The following is a 25,119-nucleotide window of genomic DNA, read 5'->3' on the forward strand; positions in this document are numbered from 1 at the left end:
TCCCCCTGGCGGGGGAGGACTTTAGCACCCTCCCCCAAACCCCATGTCCCCTTAACCCTCTCGCGGTTATACCCCGCCGCCATGCAGCGCCGTTTCGACCACCTCCCCAACCGCCGCGCGATCGTCGATCGCCGCGCGCTCGCCGACCGGATCGCCGCGATCGAGGGCGGCGGCATCGGTCTGCGCACCCAGGCAACCGCGATCCTCAAGGAGGCGCTCGCCGAGGGACGCGCCGAGATCCAGCGCCGGCTCGCGACGCATCCGTCGCGCGGGCTGGAGGCGTCGAACGCGCAGGCCTATCTCACCGACCAGTTGCTGCGCCTGCTGTTCGATCTCGCGACGCAGCGCCTCCACCCGCTGCCCAATCCCACGACGGGCGAGCGGCTGACGCTGATCGCGGTCGGCGGCTACGGCCGGGCCGAGATGGCGCCCTTTTCCGATGTCGACATCGGCTTCCTGACCCCGGGCAAGCAGACGCCATGGGCGGAGCAGGTCATCGAATCGATGTTGTACGCCTTGTGGGACCTCGCGCTGAAGGTCGGCCATTCCAGCCGTTCGCTCGACGAGATGGTGCGGCAGGCGAAGGGCGACGTGACGATCCGCACCGCCCTGCTCGAGGCCCGCTACGTCACCGGCGACGTCACGCTCTACGACGAGGCGGCGAAGCGCTTCAAGGCGGAGGTGCAGCATGGCACCGAACGCCAGTTCATCGCCGACAAGCTCGCCGAACGCGACGCGCGCCACCGCAAGATGGGCGACACACGCTATGTCGTCGAACCCAACGTCAAGGAGGGCAAGGGCGGGCTGCGCGACCTCCACACCTTGTTCTGGATCGGCAAATACATCCACGACGTCCAGCGCGGGGCCGATCTGGTCGAGGTCGGCCTGCTGACCAAGGCGGAATATCGCCTGTTCCACCGTGCCGACAATTTCCTGCAGGCGGTGCGCTGCCATTTGCACAGCGTTTCGCGCCGCGCCGAGGACCGGCTGACCTTCGACGTGCAGCGCGAGATCGCGACGCGGATGCGCTTCTCCGACCGGCCCGGCAAGCCGGCGGTCGAGCGTTTTATGCAATATTACTTCCTCCAGGCGAAGACGGTCGGCAACCTGACGGGTGTATTCCTGGCGCATCTCGACGAACGGTTCGCGGCGCGCGGGCGGCGGTTCGGGCTGCCGACGATCCGGCGGCGGCCGGACAAATTGCACGGCTTCGTGCTCGATCGCGGCCGGCTGGCGTTGCCGCGCGACGAGTATTTCAGCGAAGACCCGGTGCGGCTGATCGAGATCTTCCAGCTCGCCGACCTGCACGGGGTCGAGATCCATCCGCTCGCCATGCGCGCCGCGGCGCGCGACGCCAAGCTGATCGCGCGCCACCGCCGCGATCCCCGCGCCAATGCGCTGTTCCTCGACGTGCTGACGTCCCCACGCGATCCCGAACTGGTGCTGCGCTGGATGAACGAGGCGGGCGTGTTCGGCCGGTTCGTGCCCGATTTCGGCCGCGTCGTCGCGCAGATGCAGTTCGACATGTACCACCATTACACCGTCGACGAACACACGATTCGCGCGATCGGGCTGCTGGCGCGGATCGACCAGGGCGAGCTCAAGGACGACCACCCGCTCGCCTCGGCGATCATCAAGCATATCGTGTCGCGGCGCGTGCTCTATGTCGCGGTGCTGCTGCACGACATCGCCAAGGGGCGCGACGGCGACCATTCGATCCTCGGCGCGGAGGTGGCGGAACGGCTCTGCCCGCGCTTCGGCCTGTCGCCCGCCGAGACCGAGACGGTGGCGTGGCTGGTGCGCTGGCATTTGCTGATGTCGGCGACCGCGTTCAAGCGCGATCTGTCGGATTTCAAGACGATCCTCGACTTCTGCGAGGTGGTGCAGAGCCCCGAGCGGCTGCGGCTGCTGCTGGTGCTGACCATCGTCGATATCCGCGCGGTCGGGCCGGGCACCTGGAACGGCTGGAAGCGCCAGTTGCTCGCCGACCTCTACGAGGGCGCGGAGGAGGTGCTGCGGCTCGGCCACAAGCAGCGCGGGCGCGCCGAGCGGATCGCGACGCGGCAGGAGACGCTACAGGCGACGCTGGGCTGGGAGCCGGAGCGGTTCGCAGCCTTCGTCCGCCGCTTCCCCGAGGCCTATTGGATCGCCGAGCCCGACGACGTGCTCGCGCACAACGCCCGTTTCATCGCCGCCGCGGGCGAGGCGCAATTGTCGATCGACGCGCAGGTCTATGCGACGCGCGGCGCGACGCTGGTGACGATCTACGCCGCCGATCATCCCGGCCTGTTCTACCGGATCGCCGGCGCGATCCATGTCGCGGGCGGCAACATCATCGACGCGCGCATCCACACCACGCGCGACGGCATGGCGATCGACAATTTCCTCGTCCAGGACCCGTTCGGGCGGCCGTTCGACGATCTCGACCAGTTGAAACGGCTCAAGATGGCGATCGAGGATGCGCTCGCCAATCGCGGCAAGCTGACCGACCGGCTCGTCGCCAAGCCGGCGGCGCGAACGCGCGCGGATGCGTTCGAGATCGAGCCCAACGTGCTGATCGACAATCACGCCTCGAACCGCTTCACGGTGATCGAGGTCAATGCGCGCGACCGGCCGGCGCTGCTCAACCAGCTCGCACAGGCGCTGTTCCAGTCGAAGGTGACGCTGCATTCGGCGCATGTCGCCACTTATGGCGAGCGCGCGGTCGACACGTTCTACGTCACCGACCTGACCGGCGACCGGATCACCGCCGCGGCGCGGCTGAAGACGCTGGAACGCCGGCTGCGCACCGCGGCGATCGGCGAGATGGTCGAGATGGCGGCGTAAAAAGGGCCGGCGCGCATCGCTGCGGCCGGCCCCCTCCCCCGGTAATGCGGGCGGCAACGGGCTATTCTCCGTTGCCGCTGCGGATCAGAAGCGTGCGCGGATCGTCGCGCCATAGGTGCGCGGCTCGGCGAGATATTGCGAGAAGAGCTGGCGACCGCCGGGATATTGCGGATCCTGGAACGCCGCATTCGCCGCGCCTTCCTGGAACGGCGAATTGAACGCGACCTGCGCGTAATCGACGTTGGTCAGGTTCTGGCCCCAGAATTCCAGGCTGATCCGCTCGTCCGGCATGCGCAGGCCGATGCGGGCGTTGACGATGGCATAGCCGTCCTGCGCCTTCTGCGGGAACAGGTCGGACCCGGTGTTATAGTCGCTGGTCATGCGCGTATCGACGTAGAACAGCGCCGAATAGCCGCCGCCGAGCTGCGGCGTCCACGACGCCGACGAGGTCGCGACGATGTCCGCCGAGTTGGACAAAGTCCGCCCCGGCAACAGGCGTAGCGCCTGGTCGAGCGGCGCGCCCGACGAACTGCCGACCAGCTGGTTGCGGTATTTGGTGTCGGTGACGGTCAGGCCGAGACTGACGCGGAAGTCGCGTGCCGGGACGAGCGACGCCTCCAGCTCGACGCCCTTGGCGCGGACGCCATAGCCGACGTCGCCCGACGGGCAGACGCCGCTGCTGGTCGCCGCGGCATTGTAGTTGCTCGCCGCCGGGAATTTGCTCTGGTCGCGGTCGCCGCCGTTGAGGCTCGACGAACAGCCGTTGATGTTCTGCACGAGGAAGACCGTGCCGTTGAAGGTGTTGAGCTGGAAGTTGCTGAAGTCCTGGATGAATGCCGCGGCGGACAAGGTGAACGGACCGGTGCCGTATTTCGCGCCGACCTCGAACGAATTGACCGTCTCGGGCGCGAACTGGAGGGAGTTGGCAAGCGCCTGCGCGCCGCCGAGCTGCGCGAAGGTCTGCACCGGCTGTTTGAGCGCCGAACGATCGAGGTTGAACCCGCCTGCCTTATAGCCACGCGAATAGCTGCCGTAGAGCAGCAGGTCGTCGATCGGCTTCCACGACAGGATCGCGGTGCCGGTGAAACGGTCTTCCTTGCGCCGGCTGTTGATCGACACGCCGTTCAGCTCGGCGGTGTTGTTGCCCTGACAGGCGAGACCGATGATGCCGGCGGCGGTCGCCGCCAGACCGGGGTTCGCCAGCAGCGGCAACAGCGAGTTCTGGGTGGTGACGCAACCGACGTTGTCGTTGGTGAAGCTCGCGTCGAACTTCTTGCGCTCGTTGGTGTAGCGCGCGCCGAGCGTCAGATCGACGGTGTCGGTGACGTGGAAGATATTGTGGGTGAAGATCGCCCAGTTGCGGCTGTTCTGGTTGTAGACGTCGCGGGTCGAGCCCTTGTCGTTGATGCCGTCGAGCGTGTCGATCGCACCGACGATCGTCCGCCCGGCCGCACCGAACGGCGAAGCGACGCCCGGCACGACCCCGCTGAGCACCGCGCGGCCGGTCGCGCTGAGGCAGCCCGTGTTGCCCGGCGCGTAGAATTGGGCGAGCGCGCTGCCCGAGACGAGGCGGCAGGTGGCGAAACGGCCATATTGGCTGCCGAAGCGCAGGTTATCGAGAACGCGCAGATCCTCGTTGGCGAAGAAGCCGCCGACCAGCCAGTCGAGCTTGTCGGCGAACAGCGAGCCGTTGAGGCGCAGTTCCTGTGTGAAGGTGCGGAAGCGGCGCGCCGAATCGCCGTTGGCGGCGCGATAGAGGATGTCGACGCGGCTATAGTCGGTGTCCGATCCCTGATCCGAATCGTAATCGCGGTATGCGGTGATCGAGGTCAGCTTGGTGGTGCCGAAGGTCCAGTCGAGCTGACCGGAGACGCCCCAATCCTTGGTGATGCCGGCGAAGCTGCGGCCGGCGCTCACCGACACGTCTCGGCTGTAGCCGGGACTGGTGACCAGGCCGAGCGGCTGGCCGAGGTCGCGGATGACGTTGACGATGTTGTTGCCGTTGGCGCCCGCCGCGAGGCCGGCGTTGACCGATGCGGCGGGATTGTTGAGATTGCCCACCGCCTCGTTGACGCTGCGGTCGACATAGGTGGCGGCGCAGCATTTCTCGTCGCGATGCGTATAGTCGCCGATCAGGCGGAAGGTGACGTCGGTGCTCGGCTCGAACAGCAATTGGCCGCGCAGGAAGTAGCGGTTGCGGTCGTTGACGTCGGTGTTGTTGGTATAATCGCGATAGAAGCCGTCGCGCTTGACGTAGACGCCGTCGATCCGCGCCGCGATCGTCTTGCTGAGCGGCAGGTTGAGGTTGCCGGAGAAACGGTAGAAATCGTAATTGCCGTAGGTCGCCTCGGCACCGCCGCTGAAGCCTTGGAACGAGGGTGCCTTGCTGATGATGCTGATCAGGCCGGCGGAGGAGTTGCGGCCGCCGAGCGTGCCCTGCGGACCGCGCAGCACCTCGACGCGGTCGATCTCGCCGAGTTCGGTGAGGCCGATGCCCGAGCGCGAGCGGTAGACGCCGTCGATGAACACCGCGACCGAGCTTTCCAGCCCGGGATTGTCGCCGACCGTGCCGATGCCGCGGATACGCGCCGAGCCGTTCGATTCCGACCCGGTCGAGGACACCAGCAGCGAGGGTGCGAGCTGGTTGAGCTGGCGGATGTCGCTGGCACCCGAATTCTGCAACGTCTCCGCAGTGATCGCCGACACCGCCACGGGCACGTCGGACAGCGCCTGGGCGCGGCCCTGCGCGGTGATGACGATATCCCCCTGATCGCCCTCGTCCTGCGCGACCGACCCCGCCGCGGTCGGCGAGGTGGTCTGGGTCGCCGGGCTCGACGGTTCGGGCGAATTGTTCTGCGCCATGACGGGCGAGGCAATTGCGATCGTCGCTGCCGACAGCAGATACGCAGTAAGGCGCATGGTCATCCTCTCCTCTGCCGATTTCGATTTTCGAATATCGGGTTTTCTTTTGAGGCTAGGGTCGCGCAGGTGTGAGCGTCTAGTAATTTGTGGTTGGGGTTCGCATTTTCGAACCAAGTGTCGCCAATGCGCAACACCGGGCCCGTTGCCGGACCCGGTGTTCGAAAAATCCTTGACGTCGCGGCAGGTGCCGGATCGGCGGGATTATTTGGGCGCGAGCACCATCAGCATCTGACGGCCTTCCATGCGCGGATAGGCCTCGACCTTGGCGACCTCGGCGACCTGCTCCGCGACGCGCTGAAGCACCGCCATGCCGAGCTGGCCGTGGCTCAGCTCGCGACCGCGGAAGCGCATCGTGACCTTGACCTTGTCGCCCTCTTCGATGAACTCGACGACCTTCTTCATCTTGGTGTCGTAATCGTGGTCGTCGATGTTCGGACGCATCTTGATCTCCTTGATCTCCTGCGTCTTCTGCGACTTGCGGGCGAGGTTCGCCTTCTTCTGCGCCTCGTATTTGAACTTGCCGACGTCGAGGAACTTGGCGACGGGCGGATCGGCGTTCGGCGACACCTCGACCAGATCCAGGCCGAGTTCCTGCGCCTGCGCCATCGCCTCGCGCGTGTACATCACGCCAAGATTCTCGCCCTCATGGTCGATCACGCGGACCTTGGGGCTGACTATCCACTCGTTGAAACGAGGGCCATTCATTGGCGGCGCCTGATTCGGTCGGCGCATCATGGGAGGACGTATGGGTATAGCTCCTGTGGTGGTTTGCTCGCTATATAGGCGAATACCGAGCAGATTTGAAGGCTAGTCGAGGTCATTCAATCGGATCGTCACGCCGGCGAGCAACGCGGCCACCGGCTGGTCGGCTTCGAACTCCTCGACGTCGGTATACATCCCGTCAACCGGCGCACGATGAACGCGGATCGTCTGTCGTACGGCGTCGACCACCCAGTAATCGCGAACGCCGTGTTCCGCGTAAAGCGGCGCCTTGACGCGCAGGTCGTAACCCAGCGAGCTGTCGGCGACCTCGATCACCAGCACGAGATCCGGCCCCCTAACCTGTCGCGGCAGGCCACCGACGGCCCATATCGCCAGATCGGGTTCGAGGAGCCGGACCGGCGACAGCGTAACCGAGGGCTCGACGAACAGCCGCAGGTCGTCCGGCAGGGCCCGCACGAACGCCCGTGTCAGCCGCGACTTCATGAGCTCGTGCCAATCCGCCTTCGCCGCCGCCATCGGTACGATCTCCCCGTCGATCAGCTCGAAATTGTCGTCTTCCGCGAACACGCCCGCGGCGGTCAGGTCATAGACCTGATCGACGGTGAGCCGCTGTGGGATCGTACCGGCATGGATCGCCTGCAGGATCGTCATGACACCTCCATCAGCGCAGATCGGGCGGAGTCGCCTCCTCGCGCAGCATAGCGACCACCTCGTCGACCGTCACGATCTGCTGTGCCTGGCTGCCGAGGCGGCGGACGGCGAGCTTGCCCTCCTCCGCCTCGCGCTTGCCGACGACGAGCAGCACCGGGACCTTCGCCACCGAATGTTCGCGCACCTTGTAGTTGATCTTCTCGTTGCGCAGGTCGGTCTCGACGCGGATACCCGCCTTGCGCAGCGTCGCCGCCACGTCTTCGGCATAGCCGTCGGCATCCGAGACGATCGTCGCCACCACCGCCTGCACCGGCGACAGCCAGAGCGGGAAGCGGCCGGCGTGATGCTCGATCAATATGCCGATGAACCGCTCGAACGTGCCGAGGATCGCGCGGTGGAGCATGATCGGGCGGTGGCGATTGCCGTCCTCGCCGACATAGCTGGCGTCGAGTCGCTCGGGCAGCACGGTGTCGGTCTGGATCGTGCCGACCTGCCACGTCCGGCCGATCGCGTCGGTCAGGTGGAATTCGAGCTTGGGCGCGTAGAAGGCGCCCTCGCCCGGCAGTTCCTCCCAGCCATATTCGGGCGTGTCGCGGCCGGTCGCGGCGACCGCGTCGCGCAGCGACTGTTCCGCCCAGTCCCACATCTCCTCCGAGCCGAAGCGCTTCTCGGGCCGCAGCGCCAGCTTGATCGCGTAAGAATCGAAGCCGAGATGCTGGTAGACCGAGTCGAGCAGCTCGCAGAACTTGCGCACCTCGTCGACCAACTGGTCCTCGCGCACGAAGATATGCGCGTCGTCCTGCGTGAACTGGCGGACGCGCATGATGCCGTGCAGCGCGCCGTGCGGCTCGTTGCGGTGGCAGCAGCCGAATTCGGCCATGCGGACCGGCAGGTCGCGATACGATTTGATCCCCTGTTTGAAGATCAGCACGTGCGCCGGGCAGTTCATCGGCTTGAGCGCCATCAGATCGCCCTCGCCCGACAGGACCGCGCCCTCATCCTCGGTATTGGGCACCTCGTCGGGCACGACGAACATATTCTCGCGATATTTGCCCCAGTGGCCGGACTGCTCCCACTGTTTGGCGTCCATCAGCTGCGGCGTCTTCACCTCGGCGTAATCGGCGGCGTCGAGCCGGCGGCGCATATAGGCTTCGAGCTGGCGCCACAGGAGGAAGCCCTTGGGATGCCAGAACACCGAACCCTGCGCTTCCGACTGGAGGTGGAACAGGTCCATCTCCTGGCCGATCTTGCGATGGTCGCGCTTCGCCGCCTCCTCCAGCATGAAGAGATGCTGGTCGAGCTGCTTCTTGTTGAGCCAGCCGGTGCCGTAGATGCGGCTCAGCATCGCGTTCTTCTGGTCGCCGCGCCAATAGGCGCCCGACACGCGCGTCAGCTTGAACGCTTGTGGGTCGAGCTTGCCGGTCGACGCCATGTGCGGCCCGCGGCACATGTCGAGCCATGCGCCCTGACGATAGATCGTCAGTTCCTCGTTGTCGGGCAGTTCGGCGGCCCATTCGGCCTTGAAGGTCTCGCCCTGCTTTTCCCAAGTTTCGATGAGCTGCTCGCGCGTCCACACTTCGCGCGTGAACGGCTCGTTCTTCGCGATGATGCGGCGCATCTCGGCCTCGATCGCGGGCAGGTCCTCTTCGGTGAAGGGGCGGTCCTTCGGCGCGAAATCGTAATAGAAGCCGTCGTCGGTCGCCGGGCCGAAGGTGATCTGCGTGCCGGGGAACAGATGCTGCACCGCCTCGGCCATCACATGCGCGAGATCGTGGCGGACGAGTTCGAGCGCGTCCGCCTCGTCCTTCGCGGTGACGAGAGCGAGGTTGGTGTCGCCCTCGAATGGCCGGTTGAGATCGCGCACCTGCCCATCGATCCGCGCGGCGAGCGCCGCCTTGGCGAGGCCGGGACCGATCGCAGCGGCGACGTCCGCCGGGGTAGTCCCGGGCGCAACCTCGCGGACGGAACCGTCGGGCAGCGTGATACGGAACATGGCGGACATGATGGACTTTCAGGTTGGTTAAGGGAGCCGCGAATAAAGCGCCGCGGGGTATATAGGCAAGCGTTGCCGTAATTCCTCCCCGGCACGCGGAGATGGCACGGCGCAGCCGTGACGGAGGGGGGCCTCCACGAGCGCAGCGTCTGCGGCGAGCCCCCTCCACCACTTGGCTGCGCCGAGCGGTCCCCCCTCCCCGTACCGGGGCGGATTCAGGCGATACCGAACGGCACGACGCAATTGGTCTGGGTATGGCCGATCTCCGCCCGGCCGAGATACGGCACGCCGAGATCCCCGCACCAGCGCCGGATCATGAACTCCAGCGTATCGCCCCATTCGGGCTCGTTGGGCTGGACCGCGGTCACCGCGCCGAGGCGGACGCCGGCAATCCCCTTGAGCTGCGTCGCATGGCCCATGTGGAACAGCAGCCGGTCGATATTGTACATCGGCTCCGACACTTCCTCGATCAGCAGGACATGGTCGGTGAGGTCGGGCAGATAGGGCGTGCCGATCAGCGCGCCGAGGATCGACAGGTTGAACGCCGCCGCGGGGCGGCCATCGAGCCCCGGCTCCAGCCCCTGCCGGTCGCCGCGTGCCAGCCAGCCGAGCGACCGCGCGATCGTCTGGTCGCCTTGCCGGCGGCGGATGTCGCTTGCCATCGGGCCATGGCAGGGCCGGCCGATCCGCCGCGCGTAGAGCGCGCCGAGCAGGAACCCCATGTCGGAATAGCCGAGATAGCTCTTGTGCCGCGCCGCCGGGCCGAGTTGCGGCATCACCAGCGGCAGGATGCGGTTCGAGCCATAGCCGCCACGCAGGAACCAGATCGCGTCGAAGCCGGGATCGTTGGCGAATTCGAGGAAGGCCGCCGCACGCCGCGCGTCGTCGCCGGCGAAATGGCCTGCGGTCTCCCAGCATTGCGGATGGACGACCAGATCGACCTCGGGATAGGCCAAAGCAGCGAAGGCGATGAACGGCGCCTCGGCATCCTTGTTGCCGATGCTCGCCGGCGCCACCACCCCTATCCGCATCGTCTCGTCGCTCCGCCTCGTCGCAGAGCCTTGCCCCTACGCGGCCGCGTCGATAGCGCAGCATCATGGCGAACGGCAATCTTTCCGGCCCGGTGGCGGGCAAGCGCTTCTTCCTCGTCGGTATCGGCGGATCGGGGATGATGCCGTTGGCGACGATCCTGTCGGGGCGCGGCGCGATCGTCGCCGGCTCCGATCGCGGGCTCGACCAGGGCCGCGTCCCCGCCAAGTTCGACGCGTTGCGCGCGCGCGGCATCGCGCTGTTCCCACAAGACGGCAGCGGCGTGGTGTCGGCGGAGCAGATCGTCGTCGCCTCCGCCGCGGTCGAGGACAGCGTTGCAGATATCGTCGCGGCGACGCGGCTCGGTTGCGCGCGGGCGAGTCGGGCGGAATTGCTCAGCGCGCTGTTCAACCAGAGCGCGCTGCCGATCGGCGTCGCCGGCACCAGCGGCAAGTCGACCGTCACCGGCATGATCGGCTGGATCCTCCACGCCGCCGGTCGCGACCCGACGGTCATGAACGGCGCTGTGATGAAAAATTTCGCGCGCCCCGAAGCGCCCTTCGCCAGCGCGCTGGTCGGCAACGGCGAGGCGTTCGTCAGCGAGGTCGACGAGAGCGACGGGTCGATCGCGCATTATCGGCCGCGGATCGCGGTGCTCAACAACGTCAGCCTCGACCACAAGGGGCTGGAGGAGTTGCGCAGCCTGTTCGCCGGCTTCATCGCGCGCGCGGAGACCGCGATCGTCAACATCGACAATGCCGAGGCGGCGGCGCTCGCCACGGCGCTGCCGGCGGCGCAGGTCGCGAGCTTCGGGCTCGATCGCGACGCCGATTTCGCCGCGCGCGCGATCGTCGAGGCGCCGTTCTCGGTGAGCTTCGACCTCATCGCCGGCGGCGGTGCGCCGATCGCGGTGCGGTTGCAGGTGCCGGGGCGCCACAACGTATCCAACGCGCTCGCCGCGATCGCCGCCGCGGTCGCCGCCGGCGTGCCGCTCACCGTTGCCGCCGCGGCGATCGGCGGCTTCACCGGCCTGCGCCGCCGCTTCGACCTGGTCGGCGAGGCGGGCGGCGTCGCGGTGATCGACGATTTCGGCCATAACCCCGACAAGATCGCCGCGACGCTCGACACGCTGCACGCCTTTCCCGGCCGGCTGCTGCTGCTGTTCCAGCCGCACGGTTACGGCCCGCTCAAGGTGATGCGCCGCGAATTGGTCGAGACGCTGGCGGGCAAGCTGGCGCCGGGCGACGTACTGGTGCTGCCCGACCCGGTCTATCACGGCGGCACCGTCGCGCGCGAGGTGACCAGCGCCGACATCGTCGCCGACCTCGCCGCCGCCGGCCGCGACGCGCGCCACGTCGCCGATCGCGCGGCGGCGGCAGCGATGCTGGTCGCCGAGGCACGCGCGGGCGATCGGATCGTCGTGATGGGCGCGCGCGACGACACGCTGAGCCTGCTCGCCGCGGACATGCTGGAGTCGCTGCGCGCGCGCGGCTAGACCGGCGGGCAGGAGGTACGCGTCATGAAGCTCTTCACCCAGCATCCGGCATCGGTCGGGGAAAGCTATATCGAGCATTGCGGCGTCGCGACGCGGTTCGGGCTGCGCATGATCGGCGGCGGTGTCGCCGCACTGATCCACGGTGTGCTGCCGTTCGTCTTCACCACCACCGGCAGCCGCACGATCGCCGCGCTCCACGCCGAGATGGTCGCCAAGCGCGGCGACACCGCGCAGACGCATACGGTGGAATTCGTCATCTGACTGTCAAGCTCGCTTGACGTAAAGCGTCCTTTCCATGTAAAGCTTCCTTCACAACGAGTCGAAGGAGGACGGATCATGTTCGAGATGTGGCGTGAGCGGCGGGGCGAGCAGCAACGCAATCCGGCGCAGCGGCGCTACGTACGGCGGTTTCTGCCGACGATGGCCGCCTATGTCGTGATCCTGTTCGCGGTGACCGGCTATTTCCGCGATCATCACCCGTCCGGCGCGTTGCTCGTGCTGCTGTCGGTGCTGCCGGCCTTGCCGCTGGTGGCGGCGATCGGGGTGATCGGCCTGTATCTGAGCGAGGAGCGCGACGAATTCGTCCGCCATCGGCTGATCCTCGCGATGATCGGCGGCACCGGCGTCTTGCTGACGATCACCACCGTTTGGGGCTTTCTTGAAATGAATGCGGTGGTGCCGCATTTCCCGACCTTCCTCGCCTTTCCCCTGTTCTGCGCCGCCTTCGGGCTGATCCAGTGCGCGATGGGCGTACGCGACCGGATGACGGGGGAGCGGCCGTGACCAACCGCCTGCGCGACCTGCGGAGCGATCGCGGCTGGTCGCAACAGCACCTCGCCGAGCACCTCGATGTCAGCCGGCAAAGCGTCAATGCGATCGAGACGGGCCGCTACGATCCGTCCCTGCCGCTCGCATTCCGGATTGCCGAACTGTTCGGCCTCGCCATCGAAGACATTTTCGTCAGTCCGTCGAAGGAGCAATGACATGATCCGACATCTCGCCCTGCGCCTCGCAGTGACGGCGTTCCTCAAGGACGCGGACGGGCGAGGATGACGCGCCGCGCCGCGCGCGATACACAGCCGGCATGACAGACCCGCGCCCCCGCCTCGCCTATCACCACACGCCCGGCACCGGGCCGACGATCGTCTTCCTGCCGGGCTATGCCTCCGACATGCAGGGCGCCAAGGTGCTGGCGTTGGAGGCATGGGCGCGCGCCGGGGGCCGCGCGTTCCTGCGCTTCGATTACGGCGGCTGCGGGCAGAGCGAGGGCGCGTTCGAGGAGCAGACGCTCGCCGGCTGGCGCGACGACGTGCTGGCGATGCTCGATCAGGTCGCGACCGGGCCGGTGGTGCTGGTCGGCTCATCGCTGGGCGGCTGGCTGATGCTGCTCGTCGCCAAGCTGCGCGCCGAACAGGTGGTCGGGCTGGTCGGCATCGCGCCCGCGCCCGATTTCACCGACTGGGGCTTTACCACCGAAGAGAAGATGGCGATCCTCACCGAGGGACGGCTGGAGCGCGCCAATCCCTACGGCCCGGCGCCGACCGTCTATACGCGCGCCTTCTTCCAGTCGGGCGAGGCCAATCGGCTGATGTTCGGGACGATCCCGGTCGACGGCCGGGTGCGGCTGGTGCAGGGCCAGGCGGACAAGGACGTGCCGTGGCATCGCACCGTGCGGCTCGGCGAGATGATCCGTTCAGCCGACGTGCAGACGCTGCTGATCAAGGACGGTGACCACCGGCTGTCGCGCGCGTCCGATATCGCGCTGATCGTCCGGGCGACCGAGGATGTGTTTCGATGATCCTGATCCTGGCCGCGTTGCAGGCCGCCGCCGCGCCCGCACCGAAGGCGACTGTCCCCAACGTCGATCCGCGCGAGGCGCGCTACGATCGCTGCCGCCAGCTCGCGGTCAGCGACCCCGCCGCGGCACGGGCCGAGGCGACGCGCTGGGCGACGGGCGGGGGCGCGTGGTTTGCCCGGCAGTGCGCCGGGCTGGCGCTGGCGCAGCAGGGCGAGTTCGCCGCCGCCGCGACCGAATTCACCGCCGCCGCCAAGGCTGCCGACGCGGCGCACGACAAGCGCGCCGCCAATTATTGGGCGCAGGCGGGCAATGCGCGGCTGGCGGCGGGCGACGTCCCCGGCGCCCGCGCGGCGCTCGACACCGCCCTGGTCGCGGGGACGCTGGAGGGGCTGGCGCTCGGCGAGGCGCAGCTCGACCATGCGCGCGTCCTCGTCGCCGCGGGCGAGCTGCCGGCGGCGCGACGCGACATCGATCTGGCGCTCGCCGGGGCGGGCGACGATCCGCTCGCCTGGCTGCTGTCGGCGACGCTGGCGCGGCGCATGGGCAACGTGACGCGCGCGAAGACGGACATCGCCGAGGCGCTGCGCCGCTCGCCCGACGACGCCTCGGTGCAGCTCGAAGCCGGCAATATCGCCGCCTCGACGCAGGACGAAGCGGGCGCACGCGCCGCCTGGGCGGAGGCGGCGCGGCTCGCCCCCAATGCCCCGGCGGGCCAGCATGCGCGCGCCGCGCTGGCGCAGTTCGGCGACGCGCCGGTGTCCGCCAAGGTGCCGGCGGGGCGGTAACGTCTTCGCGCGTGCGAGCGCGCGGCGTTCGGAGACTTCGCCCGGACACCCTCTGGCGCGCCGTGCGTTGGCGTCTTAAATCCGGACCATCAACCGCAGGACTCCCGCATGCAGTATCTCCACACGATGATCCGCGTCAGCGATCCCGACGCGACGATCGCCTTCTTCCGCGTCCTCGGGCTCGAGGAAGTGCGGCGGATCGAAAACGAGGCGGGACGCTTCACGCTGATCTTCCTCGCCACCGCCGAGGACCGCACGATCGGCGATCGCCGCGCCGAGGTCGAGCTGACCTACAATTGGCCCGCCGAGGACGGTACGCCGCCGGAGACCTATACCGGTGGCCGCAACTTCGGCCATCTCGCCTATCGCGTCGACGATATCTACGACAGCTGCCAGCGGCTGATGGAGTCCGGCGTGACGATCAACCGGCCGCCGCGCGACGGCAATATGGCGTTCGTGAAGACTCCCGACGGCATCTCGATCGAGCTGCTCCAGGCCGGCGATGCGCTGGCCCCTGCCGAGCCCTGGTCGTCGATGCCGAACACCGGGAGCTGGTGACATGACGCTGGCGATCGTCCGCGTCCCCGTGCTGACCGACAATTACGCCTGGCTGCTCCACGATCCCGCGAGCGGCGAGACGGTGGCGGTCGATCCGGGCGAGGCGGCACCGGTGCAGGCCGCCGCCGCCGAGCGGGGCTGGACGATCGACCAGGTGTGGACGACGCACTGGCACCCCGACCATACCGGCGGGAATGCCGCGTTGCAGGCGGCGGGCGCGCGGATCACCGGCCCCGCTGCGGAGGCCGCCAAGATCCCGACGCTCGACGCGACCGTCGGCGAAAGCGACGTGGTACGGATCGGCACCGAGGTGGCGAGCGTGTGGCACGTGCCGGGCCACACCGCCGGCCATATCGCCTTCCACCTCGCCGGGGCGGAGGCGATCTTCACCGGCGATACGCTGTTCGCGCTCGGCTGCGGGCGACTGTTCGAAGGCACGCCGGCGGAGATGTTCGCCAACATGCAGCGCTATGCGACGCTGCCCGACGCGACGCAGGTCTATTGCGGCCACGAATATACCCAGTCGAACGGTCGCTTCGCGCTGACCGTCGAGCCGGACAATGCCGCGCTGGCGACGCGGATGACGGCGGTCGATGCGGCGCGCGCGGCGGGCGAGGCAACGGTGCCGACGACGATCGCGCTGGAGCGAGCGACCAACCCCTTCCTGCGTGCCACCGACGCCGCGGAGTTCGCCAAGCTACGTGAACTAAAGGATAATTTCCGCGGCTGAAACGTTCCGGTCGCGGTGCAGGAGACGTGCTGATGATGACCGTGAGACCTTTCGTCGCGTTGCTCGCCGTCTGTGCGGCGAGCTGTACGCAGACCCCGAAGCAAGTCGCCGCCGCGGAGCAGGCGAGCGCCGTCGCCGCCACCGATCTGGCCAAGGAACTGGCCGGGCTGACGCCGGGCAGGTCGGGAACGTGCATGCCGCCCTTCCCGAGCACGCAAGTCAAGGCTTTCGGCCCGACGATCGTCTATGTCGCCAGCAACGGGGTGAAATACCGCAGCGATACCGCCGGCGGCTGCGAGCGGATCGCGCGCGGCGACATCCTCATCACCCGTACGGTCACCGGCCAATTGTGCCAGGGCGACATCGCCACGACGGTCGATTCGGCATCGCGCACGTTCACCGGCAGTTGCTCGTTCGGGCCGTTCGTCCGCTACAGCCGAGACGGCAAATGATCCGCCCGCTGCTGATCGCCACACTGGCGCTGCCGCTGCTCGCCGCCAAGTCCGATCCCCTCGCCGGGCGGGTGGCGGAGGCTCCCGCCAATTGCATCAGCCTGTCGTCGATGCAGGGGCCGTCGATCGTCGACGCGCACACCATCCTCTACACGCAGGGCGCACGCGTGTGGAAGACCGGCCCGGTCGGCGCCTGCCCGTCGCTGGCGCCGCTGACGACATTGGTGATCGACGTCTATGGCGGACAATTGTGCAAGAACGACCGGTTCCGGGTGATCACGCCGGGGATGACGATCCCGTCAGGCTATTGCCGGTTCACCGAGTTCACGCCGTACGTGCGGGTGAAGAAATAGCGTTCACACCGGTCGCTCGACGCATGATGAAGGGCGTCGCGCCTCGATGTGCTTCGACTGGCTCGGCCACGAACGATCGCGTCCGTGGCCGTGCCGATTACAGCACGAACCGGCTGAGGTCGGTATTGCGCGCGATCCCCGCGAGCTGCTTGTCGACATAGGCAGCATCGACCGTCACCGCATCGGTGCGGTCCTCGGCATCGAAGCTCACCTCTTCCAGCAGCTTCTCCATCACCGTCTGCAACCGCCGCGCGCCGATATTCTCGACCTGGCCGTTCACCTCGGCGGCGATGCGCGCGATCGCGGCGATGCCGTCCTCGGTGAAGCTCACCTCGGCGCCTTCGGTGGCGAGCAGCGCCTTGTATTGCAGCGGCAGCGACGCCTTGGTGTCCGACAGGATCGCGATGAAATCCTCTTCGGTCAGCCCTTTCAGCTCGACGCGGATCGGCAGGCGGCCCTGCAGCTCGGGCAGCAGGTCGCTGGGCTTGGCGACGTGGAACGCGCCGCTGGCGATGAAGAGGATATGGTCGGTCTTCATCGGCCCGTATTTGGTCGCCACCGTCGTGCCCTCGATCAGCGGCAGCAGGTCGCGCTGCACGCCCTCGCGGCTGACCGAGCCGCCGCGCACGTCGCTCACCGCGATCTTGTCGATCTCGTCGAGGAAGACGATGCCGTTCGCCTCGGCATCGGCGAGCGCGGTGCGGCTGACCTCGTCCTGGTCGAGGCGCTTGTCCGCCTCTTCCTCGACGAGCTTGTCCCAGGCCGCGCGCACCGACAGCTTGCGGCGCTTCAGCGGCTGACCGCCGCCGAACGACTTCATCATTTCCGACAGATTGATCATTTGCGGCCCGGCACCGGGCACCTCGAACGGGGTGGCGGCGGCCTGTTCCAGCTCGATCTCGATCTCGGTCGCGTCGAGATGGCCGTCCGCGAAGCGCTGCTTGAAGCTCTCGCGCGTTGCCGCGCTCGAATCCTTGCCGACCAGCGCGTCGAGCAGGCGCTTCACCGCCGCCTCCTCGGCCTTGTCCTTCACCGCGACGCGGCGGCGTTCCTTCTCCAGCCGGATCGCTTCCTCGACCAGGTCGCGCGCGATCTGTTCGACGTCGCGGCCGACATAGCCGACCTCGGTGAACTTGGTCGCCTCGACCTTGACGAAGGGCGCGTCGGCGAGCTTCGCCAGCCGGCGGCTGATCTCGGTCTTGCCGCAGCCCGTCGGCCCGATCATCAGGATGTTCTTGGGCGTCACCTCGTCGCGCAGATCGGCGGACAGCTGCTGGCGGCGCCAGCGGTTGCGCATCGCCACCGCGACCGCACGCTTGGCGTCGCGCTGGCCGATGATATGGGCGTCGAGGGCGGCGACGATCGCCTTGGGGGTGAGGTTCTGGTTCATGGTCTGCCGGGTTGCCCGAGGCCGGGGTAACGGCCCGGGATCAAGGAAGGGTCAGGGAAAGTCGGGGGTCCGAACGGCGACGGATCAGGTGGTGCTGTCCATCACCTCGATCGTCGTGCGATCGTTGGTGTAGACGCAGACCTCGGCGGCGATCGCCATCGCCTTGCGGCAGACGGTCTCGGCATCGGCCTCGTAATCGACCAGCGCGCGCGCCGCGGCGAGCGCGTAATTGCCGCCCGAGCCGATCGCCGCCACGCCGTTTTCGGGTTCGAGCACGTCGCCGTTGCCGGTGAGGATCAGCGTCACGTCCTTGTCGGCGACGATCATCATCGCTTCGAGATTGCGGAGATATTTGTCGGTGCGCCAGTCCTTGGCCAGTTCGACCGCGGCGCGCATCAACTTGCCCTGATGGCGTTCCAGCTTGGCCTCCAGCCGCTCGAACAGCGTGAAGGCGTCGGCGGTGGCGCCGGCGAAGCCGCCGATCACCTGGCCGTCGGCGCCGAGGCGGCGGACCTTCTTGGCGTTGGGCTTCATCACGGTCTGGCCCATCGAGACCTGGCCGTCGCCGATGACGACGACCTTGCCGTTACGACGGACCGACAGGATGGTGGTGCCATGCCAGACGGGCATGGAATGGGGATCGCTCATGGTGGGCGATGTAGGGTGCCGTTGCGTCGGGGCAACCATGCGATCACTTGGGGTCGCTAAGCCGCGAAGCGCGCCCCACCCCATCGTCATCCCGACTTTCGTCAGGATGACGAAGCGTGCGAGCGGATGCGCCTCCGCACACACTCACCTGTCCACGCCCCGCATCTTCCCCCACGTCCGCGCCGCGGTGTAGCCGAGATAGCCCGTTCCGAAGAGCGCGTAGAGCGGTTCGGGAATCGCCGAGAGATACGCCCCCATCCCCCGCGCCATCGCCGCCGCGACATCAGGACGGATCGCCGCGACGATCCCCATCGGGATCGACCAGAGCAGCAGCGCGTACATCACGTAGAGGAACGCCGGCCGCGCCCGCGTCACCCAGCGATCGGGCGGCGTCGCGGCGGTCATGCGACGCGTCCCGCCAGCCAGCCGTACAGGAACGCCTCGTCGGCGGGGCGGCGCTCGGCGAGCGAGAGATAGCGTTCGCCCTGCAGCGCATCGACCGCCTTGACCAGCACCGCCTCGCCGCCACGGCCGCGATGGGCGAGAAACGCGTCGAGCGCGGCGAGCGTCCGCGCGCCGATCGCGCGGTCGAGCGCAAGATCGGGATAGTCGCGCGCATCGCGGTTGAGCGCGTTGAGCGCGCGCTGGAGAAAGCCGATCGCGGTCGCCGTCCCCATGTTGACGCCGGTATCGAACAATTCCGCCGCCAGCGCCGGCGCGCGCGTCGCGACCTGATCGAAGCCGGGCGCATGCCAATAAACCCGCTCGTAGATGTCCGCCGCCACCGCCTGCGGCAGGTCGCGGATCGCGCCCTGATAGCCGTTGGCGCGGGCGACGGCGGCGGTGATCCCCCAGCGCGTCGCGCCGCCGCGGTCGGCGGGATGATCGACGTAACCGCCTTCGCGGTCGATCAGCTGGTCGATGAGGGTCCGGATCGTCATGGCGCACTCCCTTGCCGTTGCGAGGCAAAGGCGGACCATGGCTTTTCCAAATAGGACAGCGGACTTTGTGAGGCAGCGAAAAGGCGAGCCGCGCCAGTGACATGAACGGGCAGGCCGCGATGGCCGATCCAACATGCGAATCGGCCCCGGTGGTCCCATGAGCGGGACCACCGGGGCCGAGATAGATGAGATTATGCGCTAGATCAGGCCAGGCGCCTCAATACACGCGCTTCTTCGGCTTGATATAATCGATGTCGTCGGTGAGCGTGTAATCGTGCACCGGGCGGTAATCGATCGCGGTGCCGCCGCCGACGCCGCCCCAGCCGGTGAAGCTGGTGATCGTGTGCTTCATCCACTCGCCGTCGTCGCGATCCGGATAATCCTCGTTGACGTGGGCGCCGCGCGATTCCTTGCGGTTCGCCGCCGAATCGATCGTCACGACCGCCTGCGCCGCGAGATTGTCGAGTTCGAGCGTCTCGATGAGGTCGGTATTCCAGATCAGGCTGCGGTCGTTGACCGACACGTCGGCGATCTGGCCGTAGATGTTCTTCATCAGCGCCTGGCCCTCGGTGAGCAGGGCGTTGTCGCGGAACACCGCGCAATGCTTCTGCATCGTCCGCTGCATCTGGCCGCGGATCTCCGCGGTCGGGATGCTGCCGGTGGCGTTGCGGAACTTGTCGAGACGGGTCAGCGACAGCTCCTCCGAACCCTTGGGCAGCGGATTGTGCGTGCCGTTGGGCTTGCAGATGTCGGCGATGCGCTTGCCGGTGGCGCGGCCGAACACGACGAGATCGATCAGCGAGTTCGAGCCGAGCCGGTTGGCGCCGTGGACCGAGACGCACGCCGCCTCGCCGACCGCGAACAGGCCGGGCACGACGGTGTCGGGATTGCCGTCCTTGAGGTGGACGACCTCGCCGTGGAAGTTGGTCGGGATGCCGCCCATGTTGTAATGGACCGTCGGCGTAACGGGCAGCGGCTGGCGGGTCAGGTCGACGCCGGCGAAGATCTTGCCGGTCTCGGTGATGCCGGGCAGCCGCTCGTGCAGCACCGCGGGATCGATGTGATCGAGGTGCAGGAAGATATGGTCGCCATTCTTGCCGACGCCGCGCCCCTCACGCATCTCCATCGCCATCGAGCGCGACACGACGTCGCGGCTGGCGAGGTCCTTCGCCGACGGCGCGTAGCGCTCCATGAAGCGCTCGCCCTCGGAATTGGTGAGATAGCCGCCCTCGCCGCGCGCACCCTCGGTGATCAGCACGCCCGCCCCGTAGATGCCGGTCGGATGGAACTGGACGAACTCCATGTCCTGCAACGGCAGGCCGGCGCGCAGCACCATGCCGCCGCCGTCGCCGGTGCAGGTGTGCGCCGAGGTCGCCGAGAAATAGCAGCGGCCGTAGCCGCCGGTCGCGAGCACGGTGTTGTGCGCACGGAAGCGGTGGATGCTGCCGTCTTCCATGCACAGCGCGACGACGCCGCGGCACTGGCCGTTCTCCATGATGAGATCGAGCGCGAAATATTCGACGTAGAAGTCCGCGTCGTAGCGCAGGCTCTGCTGGTAGAGCGTGTGCAGCATCGCATGGCCGGTACGGTCCGCGGCGGCGCAGGTGCGCTGCGCCGGCGGGCCTTCGCCCATGTTCTGCATCATGCCGCCGAACGGGCGCTGATAGATGCGGCCCTCGTCGGTCCGGCTGAACGGCATGCCGGCATGTTCCAGCTCGTAGACCGCGGCGGGTGCCTCGCGGACCATATATTCGATCGCGTCCTGGTCGCCGAGCCAGTCGGAACCCTTGACGGTGTCGAACATATGCCAGGTCCAGTGATCGGGACCCATGTTGCCGAGGCTGGCGGCGATGCCGCCCTGCGCCGCGACGGTGTGGCTGCGGGTCGGGAACACCTTGGTGATGCAGGCGGTCTTGAGGCCGTTCTGCGCGCATTCCATCACCGCGCGCAGGCCAGAGCCGCCCGCGCCGACGACGACCGCGTCGTAGCTATGGTCGATGATCTTATAGGCGTCCGACATTATGCGGCGGCTCCGAAGGCGACCTTGAGGATCGCGAAAATGGCGGTCGCCGCGGTGGCGACCGTGAAGAAGTTGAGCAGCAGGATCGCGGCGACGCGCTTCTGCTCGTGCTGGTAATCCTCGATCACCACCTGAAGGCCCAGGCGGAAGTGATAGAAGACCGAAACGATCAGCAGCAGCATCGGCACCGCCGCCCAGCTGTTCTGCAGCCAGCTATGCACGCTGGCGTAATCGTAGCCGGGCATGCGCAGGATCGCGAAGACGAACCAGAGCGTCAGGAACAGGTTCGAGCCGGCGGTGACGCGCTGGCGCCACCAATGGTGCGCGCCTTCCTTGGCGCTGCCGAGACCGCGCACGCGGCCGATATGCGTACCCGAACCCATCACTTCATCCCCAGGTAGAGCCAGAAGGCCGCGGTCAGCACGAAGCCGCCGGCGATCACGATCAGGCTGAACATCTTGTTGCGCTTCAATTCGAACGCCGCGCCCGCATCCATGACGAGGTGGCGGACGCCGTTGAGCGCGTGCGTGAAGAAGGCATAAGTGATGCCGACGAAGACCACCCAGCCGATGACGTTGAGATTGCCGGCATCGGTGGTGAAGACGTTGCGGAACGTCGCATAGGCTTCCGCCCCGGACGCGATCGCGGCGAGCCACCAGACGAGCAGCACGGTGCCGACCGTCGCCATGCCCGAACCGGTGGCGCGGTGGAGGATGGAGACCAGCATATGCGGTCCCCAGCTGTAGTGGAGCTTCAGGAAGCCCGAAAAGAGATGCGGGCTGCGCGGACGCGCCGGAGTGCGGGATGCCATGAACGGTCCTCGGGCAAAATCGAATGACTGCCTATTAGGCCTGGCGTGCTGCGATGCAACCCATAGCGGCCGCATCCGCCGCCGTCGCCGGACCCTGCGCGCAGCGGTTTGGCGCCGCTGACCGGCGCACGCCTCTAACCGCACATTAACCAGTGAAGTCTAATTCGGACAATATCGTTCACGCCCCCGCTGATCGCCGGAGACGCTCTTGCCCGACATTGCCCTTCCCAAGCCGGCCAGCATCGCCGCCGCGATCGACCTGCGCAGCCGCATCGTCGCCTTCGACGGCGGCGAGAATACGCTGATCCCGCGCGCGGCGGAATTGTGGACGATCATCGAACCCGACGCGCCGACGATCGTCGAGGCCTATTGGGCGCATTGGCGGCGCGCGCACCCCGGTGCCGCCGAATGGACGCCGCTGGAGAACGAACGCCGCATCGTCGCCGGCATCACCTATCTGCGCAACCGCTGCTGCCACCTCGACGGGCTCGCCTGGGTCGAATCGCTCGAACGCTCGGTCGCCGCCGCTTATGCCGCCGGCGTCTCGACGATGGAGGTGCTGGCGATGTCCTGCGCCAGCGACCGTGCCGCGCTGCGCGCGTTGCTGGCCCGCGTGCCCGCCGACGATTCGCGTCAGGGGGCGTTGGTCGATGCGCTGATGCGGCTGTTCGGCATGGAGACCGAGCTGACCGTCGAACTGTTCGCCGGCTATGCCGAACACGGCGCCCGCATCGCCCGCGAGGGGCTCGCCTCCGAATTCCGCGAGGGCATCGCCACCGCGGTCGAGACCGCTACCGACGAAGGCCGTTCGCTGCGCGACCAGGCGCAGCGCAGCTCGGGATCGGCGCGCGGCATGCTCGGCAAGGCGAGCGAGGTCGCCGCCGCCGCCGAACAATCCGCCGTCGCGATGCGCGAGGCGGCGCAGACCGCCGCCGGCCTGATCCGCGCGATCGAGGATGCCCGCACCGAGGTCGAGGCCGCCGCCGAGATCGCCAGCCGCGCCAGCGTACAGGCGACCAACGCGGTCGGCATGTCGGAGACGTTGAGCGATCACGCCAAGTCGATCGAATCGATCCTCAGCCTGATCCGCGACATCGCCGGCCAGACCAATCTGCTCGCGCTCAACGCGACGATCGAGGCGGCACGCGCCGGCGACGCCGGGCGCGGCTTCGCGGTGGTGGCGCAGGAGGTGAAGAGCCTCGCCAACCAGACCGCGCGCGCCACCGACGACATCGCCGCCAAGATCGCCTCGATCCAGTCGGCGACGCGCTCGACGGTCGAGACCAACGCCAGCATCAAGACGACCGTCGCGGAGGTGCAGGAGAGCGCCGACCGCATCCGCTATGCGATGGAGGCGCAAGCGCAGACCGTCACCGCGATCACCGCCGCGGTCGACGAGACCGCGCTCGCCGCCGATTCGATGTCGAGCACGATCGCCGCGATCCGCACCGATACCGAGACGGTGGCGGCGGAAATCGACGATGTCGGCCGCGGCTTCGACCGGCTCGACGGCCAGCTCAATTCGCTCAAGACCAGCGCCGGCGAGTTCGTCGCCAAGGTCGCCGCCTGATATGGTGTCCGCTCCGATCCGCCGGCATCAGATCACGGGCGAGACGCTGCAGGCGCGGCGCAGCATCGTCGAGCATCTCGGCGAATATGACTGGGACGGAACGCTCGCTTCGGCGTGCCGCCAAATTTCGGCGCTGCTGCGGCCCGACGATTACCGCGAGATTTCCAGCCGTTTCTGGGATCATTATCTGTCGCTGCCCGCCGCGCAGCACTTGCGATCGCTGTTCACCCCCGAAAGGCTCGACCGGCGGGTGCGCGAGAGCGCGCATTACGCCTTCCTCAAATACAATGCGCCGTTCGACGAGACATGGGGCGAGATCGCCATCACCCATGCCGAACGGTCGGAACAATCGGGCATCCCGCTGCCCAGCCTGCAGGCGGCGCTGGCCCAATCGCACAGCTTCACCGTGCAGACGATCGAGCGGCATTGCGAGGGCGACACCAAGCGGCTGCTGCGCCTGTGCGATGCGGTGCAGCGCATTGCGCTGGTCGAATCGGATCTGATGACCGGGCGGCTCGCGACGCTGCGCGCCGAGGCGGCGCGGCAGGAGCGCCAGACGCGCTCGGCCGCGTTCCGCGAGAGCATCGCCACCTCGATCGAGGGCGCGGCGACGCTCGGCGCGCGCATCCGCGTCCAGGCCAGCGCCGCCTCCGCCTCGACGCGCGAAGTGCTCGGCAAGGCGAGCGAGGTCGCCGCCGCCGCCGAGGAATCGGCGGTTGCGATGCGCGAGGCGGCACAGACCGCCGCCGGACTGATCCGCGCGATCGAGGATGCCCGGATCGAGGTCGATTCGGCCGCCGGCATCGCGCTGCGCGCCAGCGAACATGCCGGCGAGGCGGTGCGGGCGAGCGGCCTGCTCAGCGACCACGCGCAATCAATCGAATCGATCCTCGGTCTGATCCGCGCGATCGCCGGGCAGACCAATCTGCTTGCGCTCAACGCGACGATCGAGGCGGCGCGTGCGGGCGACGCCGGCCGCGGCTTCGCGGTGGTGGCGCAGGAGGTGAAGAGCCTCGCCAACCAGACCGCGCGCGCCACCGACGACATCGCCGCCAAGATCGCCGCGATCCAGCATGCGACGCGCACGACGGTGGCGACCAACGCCTCGATCAAGGCGACCGTCTCCGAGGTGCAGGAGTCCGCGGACCGCATCCGCGACGCGATGGCGGCACAGGCGCACACCGTCACCGCAATCACCGCCGCGGTCGACGAAACCGCGCTCGCCGCCGATTCGATGTCGAGCACGATCGCCGCGATCCGCGCCGACACGCAATCCGTCGCCAGCGAGATCGATTCGCTCGGCGAAGGCTTTGGCGAGGTCGGCGACCGGCTGGGGCAGTTGCAGCAATCCGCGGACAGCTTCTCGGCCAGCGTGGGGTGACCGCGGGGGAGTTGTCCAACGCAGCCCCCCCGGTTGCCGCCCC

At 67.8% G+C, this 25,119-nt stretch carries 25 protein-coding genes; 13 read left to right on the top strand and 12 right to left on the bottom strand.

The window, feature by feature from the left end:
* Positions 1 to 81 precede the first annotated feature (81 nt).
* A complete protein-coding gene (locus ACLBWH_RS09610; RefSeq protein ID WP_447798459.1) occupies positions 82 to 2,826 on the top strand; it encodes a [protein-PII] uridylyltransferase in 2,745 nt (914 codons plus the stop codon).
* Positions 2,827 to 2,910: 84 nt separating this feature from the next.
* Here ACLBWH_RS09610 and ACLBWH_RS09615 read toward each other — a convergent pair whose 3' ends face one another.
* The 5 genes from ACLBWH_RS09615 to ACLBWH_RS09635 all read right to left on the bottom strand — a co-directional run bounded on the left by ACLBWH_RS09615 (position 2,911) and on the right by ACLBWH_RS09635 (position 10,146).
* Entirely contained in the window at positions 2,911 to 5,745 is a 2,835-nt protein-coding gene (locus tag ACLBWH_RS09615) for a TonB-dependent receptor (RefSeq protein WP_447798461.1), read from the bottom strand.
* A 204-nt stretch (positions 5,746 to 5,949) separates the two neighbouring features.
* A complete protein-coding gene (gene infC, locus ACLBWH_RS09620) occupies positions 5,950 to 6,483 on the bottom strand; it encodes a translation initiation factor IF-3 (RefSeq protein WP_037534495.1) in 534 nt (177 codons plus the stop codon).
* Between the two features lie 72 nt (positions 6,484 to 6,555).
* Complete coding sequence (locus tag ACLBWH_RS09625) at positions 6,556 to 7,122, bottom strand: Uma2 family endonuclease (protein ID WP_447798463.1); 567 nt, start codon at positions 7,120 to 7,122, stop codon at positions 6,556 to 6,558.
* Positions 7,123 to 7,132: 10 nt separating this feature from the next.
* On the bottom strand, positions 7,133 to 9,124 hold the full coding sequence (gene thrS / locus ACLBWH_RS09630; RefSeq protein ID WP_447798465.1) for a threonine--tRNA ligase: 1,992 nt from the start codon (positions 9,122 to 9,124) through the stop codon (positions 7,133 to 7,135).
* Positions 9,125 to 9,330: 206 nt separating this feature from the next.
* Entirely contained in the window at positions 9,331 to 10,146 is an 816-nt protein-coding gene (locus ACLBWH_RS09635; protein WP_322850330.1) for an LD-carboxypeptidase, read from the bottom strand.
* A gap of 65 nt (positions 10,147 to 10,211) precedes the next feature.
* Here ACLBWH_RS09635 and ACLBWH_RS09640 point away from each other — a divergent pair, with 65 nt between their 5' ends.
* From ACLBWH_RS09640 to ACLBWH_RS09685, 10 genes are all read left to right on the top strand, one after another.
* Entirely contained in the window at positions 10,212 to 11,639 is a 1,428-nt protein-coding gene (locus ACLBWH_RS09640) for a Mur ligase family protein (protein ID WP_447798468.1), read from the top strand.
* 24 nt (positions 11,640 to 11,663) lie between these two features.
* The gene (locus tag ACLBWH_RS09645) at positions 11,664 to 11,900 is read left to right on the top strand and encodes a DUF6356 family protein (RefSeq protein WP_322850328.1); all 237 of its coding nucleotides are present in this window, start codon (positions 11,664 to 11,666) and stop codon (positions 11,898 to 11,900) included.
* A gap of 75 nt (positions 11,901 to 11,975) precedes the next feature.
* On the top strand, positions 11,976 to 12,422 hold the full coding sequence (locus ACLBWH_RS09650) for a hypothetical protein (RefSeq protein WP_322850327.1): 447 nt from the start codon (positions 11,976 to 11,978) through the stop codon (positions 12,420 to 12,422).
* On the top strand, positions 12,419 to 12,622 hold the full coding sequence (locus ACLBWH_RS09655; protein ID WP_322850326.1) for a helix-turn-helix transcriptional regulator: 204 nt from the start codon (positions 12,419 to 12,421) through the stop codon (positions 12,620 to 12,622). The genes ACLBWH_RS09650 and ACLBWH_RS09655 overlap by 4 nt, the downstream gene beginning before the upstream one ends.
* 101 nt (positions 12,623 to 12,723) lie before the next feature.
* Positions 12,724 to 13,437, top strand: coding sequence for an alpha/beta hydrolase (locus tag ACLBWH_RS09660; RefSeq protein WP_447798470.1), 714 nt, complete (start codon positions 12,724 to 12,726; stop codon positions 13,435 to 13,437).
* The gene (locus tag ACLBWH_RS09665; RefSeq protein ID WP_447798472.1) at positions 13,434 to 14,222 is read left to right on the top strand and encodes a hypothetical protein; all 789 of its coding nucleotides are present in this window, start codon (positions 13,434 to 13,436) and stop codon (positions 14,220 to 14,222) included. Before ACLBWH_RS09660 ends, ACLBWH_RS09665 begins: the two co-directional genes overlap by 4 nt.
* Positions 14,223 to 14,330: 108 nt before the next feature.
* A complete protein-coding gene (locus ACLBWH_RS09670) occupies positions 14,331 to 14,780 on the top strand; it encodes a VOC family protein (protein WP_447798474.1) in 450 nt (149 codons plus the stop codon).
* A gap of 1 nt (position 14,781) precedes the next feature.
* Positions 14,782 to 15,510, top strand: coding sequence for a hydroxyacylglutathione hydrolase (gene gloB, locus ACLBWH_RS09675; protein WP_447798476.1), 729 nt, complete (start codon positions 14,782 to 14,784; stop codon positions 15,508 to 15,510).
* A gap of 35 nt (positions 15,511 to 15,545) precedes the next feature.
* Positions 15,546 to 15,962 carry a hypothetical protein gene (locus tag ACLBWH_RS09680; RefSeq protein WP_447798477.1) on the top strand — a complete coding sequence of 139 codons (417 nt, stop codon included), beginning with the start codon at positions 15,546 to 15,548 and terminating at the stop codon, positions 15,960 to 15,962.
* Positions 15,959 to 16,315 carry a hypothetical protein gene (locus ACLBWH_RS09685; protein ID WP_447798479.1) on the top strand — a complete coding sequence of 119 codons (357 nt, stop codon included), beginning with the start codon at positions 15,959 to 15,961 and terminating at the stop codon, positions 16,313 to 16,315. Before ACLBWH_RS09680 ends, ACLBWH_RS09685 begins: the two co-directional genes overlap by 4 nt.
* Positions 16,316 to 16,412: 97 nt before the next feature.
* Here the strand turns inward: ACLBWH_RS09685 and hslU are convergent, their stop codons facing one another.
* The 7 genes from hslU to sdhC form a co-directional block, all read right to left on the bottom strand.
* A complete protein-coding gene (hslU, locus tag ACLBWH_RS09690; RefSeq protein WP_447798481.1) occupies positions 16,413 to 17,705 on the bottom strand; it encodes an ATP-dependent protease ATPase subunit HslU in 1,293 nt (430 codons plus the stop codon).
* 84 nt (positions 17,706 to 17,789) lie between these two features.
* Positions 17,790 to 18,335, bottom strand: a complete 546-nt coding sequence (gene hslV, locus ACLBWH_RS09695; protein WP_322850318.1) for an ATP-dependent protease subunit HslV — start codon at positions 18,333 to 18,335, stop codon at positions 17,790 to 17,792.
* Positions 18,336 to 18,497: 162 nt separating this feature from the next.
* Positions 18,498 to 18,758, bottom strand: coding sequence for a 3TM-type holin (locus ACLBWH_RS09700; RefSeq protein ID WP_447798483.1), 261 nt, complete (start codon positions 18,756 to 18,758; stop codon positions 18,498 to 18,500).
* Positions 18,755 to 19,294, bottom strand: a complete 540-nt coding sequence (locus tag ACLBWH_RS09705) for a glycoside hydrolase family 108 protein (RefSeq protein ID WP_447798484.1) — start codon at positions 19,292 to 19,294, stop codon at positions 18,755 to 18,757. The genes ACLBWH_RS09700 and ACLBWH_RS09705 overlap by 4 nt, the downstream gene beginning before the upstream one ends.
* A gap of 217 nt (positions 19,295 to 19,511) precedes the next feature.
* Positions 19,512 to 21,314, bottom strand: a complete 1,803-nt coding sequence (sdhA, locus tag ACLBWH_RS09710; RefSeq protein ID WP_447798486.1) for a succinate dehydrogenase flavoprotein subunit — start codon at positions 21,312 to 21,314, stop codon at positions 19,512 to 19,514.
* Positions 21,314 to 21,697, bottom strand: a complete 384-nt coding sequence (sdhD, locus tag ACLBWH_RS09715) for a succinate dehydrogenase, hydrophobic membrane anchor protein (RefSeq protein ID WP_322850315.1) — start codon at positions 21,695 to 21,697, stop codon at positions 21,314 to 21,316. Before sdhD ends, sdhA begins: the two co-directional genes overlap by 1 nt.
* Positions 21,697 to 22,125 (bottom strand): succinate dehydrogenase, cytochrome b556 subunit, encoded by a 429-nt coding sequence (gene sdhC / locus ACLBWH_RS09720; RefSeq protein WP_447798488.1) that lies wholly within the window; start codon positions 22,123 to 22,125, stop codon positions 21,697 to 21,699. Before sdhC ends, sdhD begins: the two co-directional genes overlap by 1 nt.
* A gap of 208 nt (positions 22,126 to 22,333) precedes the next feature.
* On the opposite strand from sdhC, the gene ACLBWH_RS09725 reads away from it, so the two are divergent.
* Positions 22,334 to 23,695: a methyl-accepting chemotaxis protein gene (locus ACLBWH_RS09725; protein WP_322850313.1), complete on the top strand. Its 1,362-nt coding sequence runs from the start codon at positions 22,334 to 22,336 to the stop codon at positions 23,693 to 23,695.
* A gap of 1 nt (position 23,696) precedes the next feature.
* Positions 23,697 to 25,076 (top strand): methyl-accepting chemotaxis protein, encoded by a 1,380-nt coding sequence (locus tag ACLBWH_RS09730; RefSeq protein WP_447798490.1) that lies wholly within the window; start codon positions 23,697 to 23,699, stop codon positions 25,074 to 25,076.
* Positions 25,077 to 25,119: the final 43 nt, after the last annotated feature.

The organism is Sphingomonas sp. M6A6_1c (assembly GCF_053345135.1).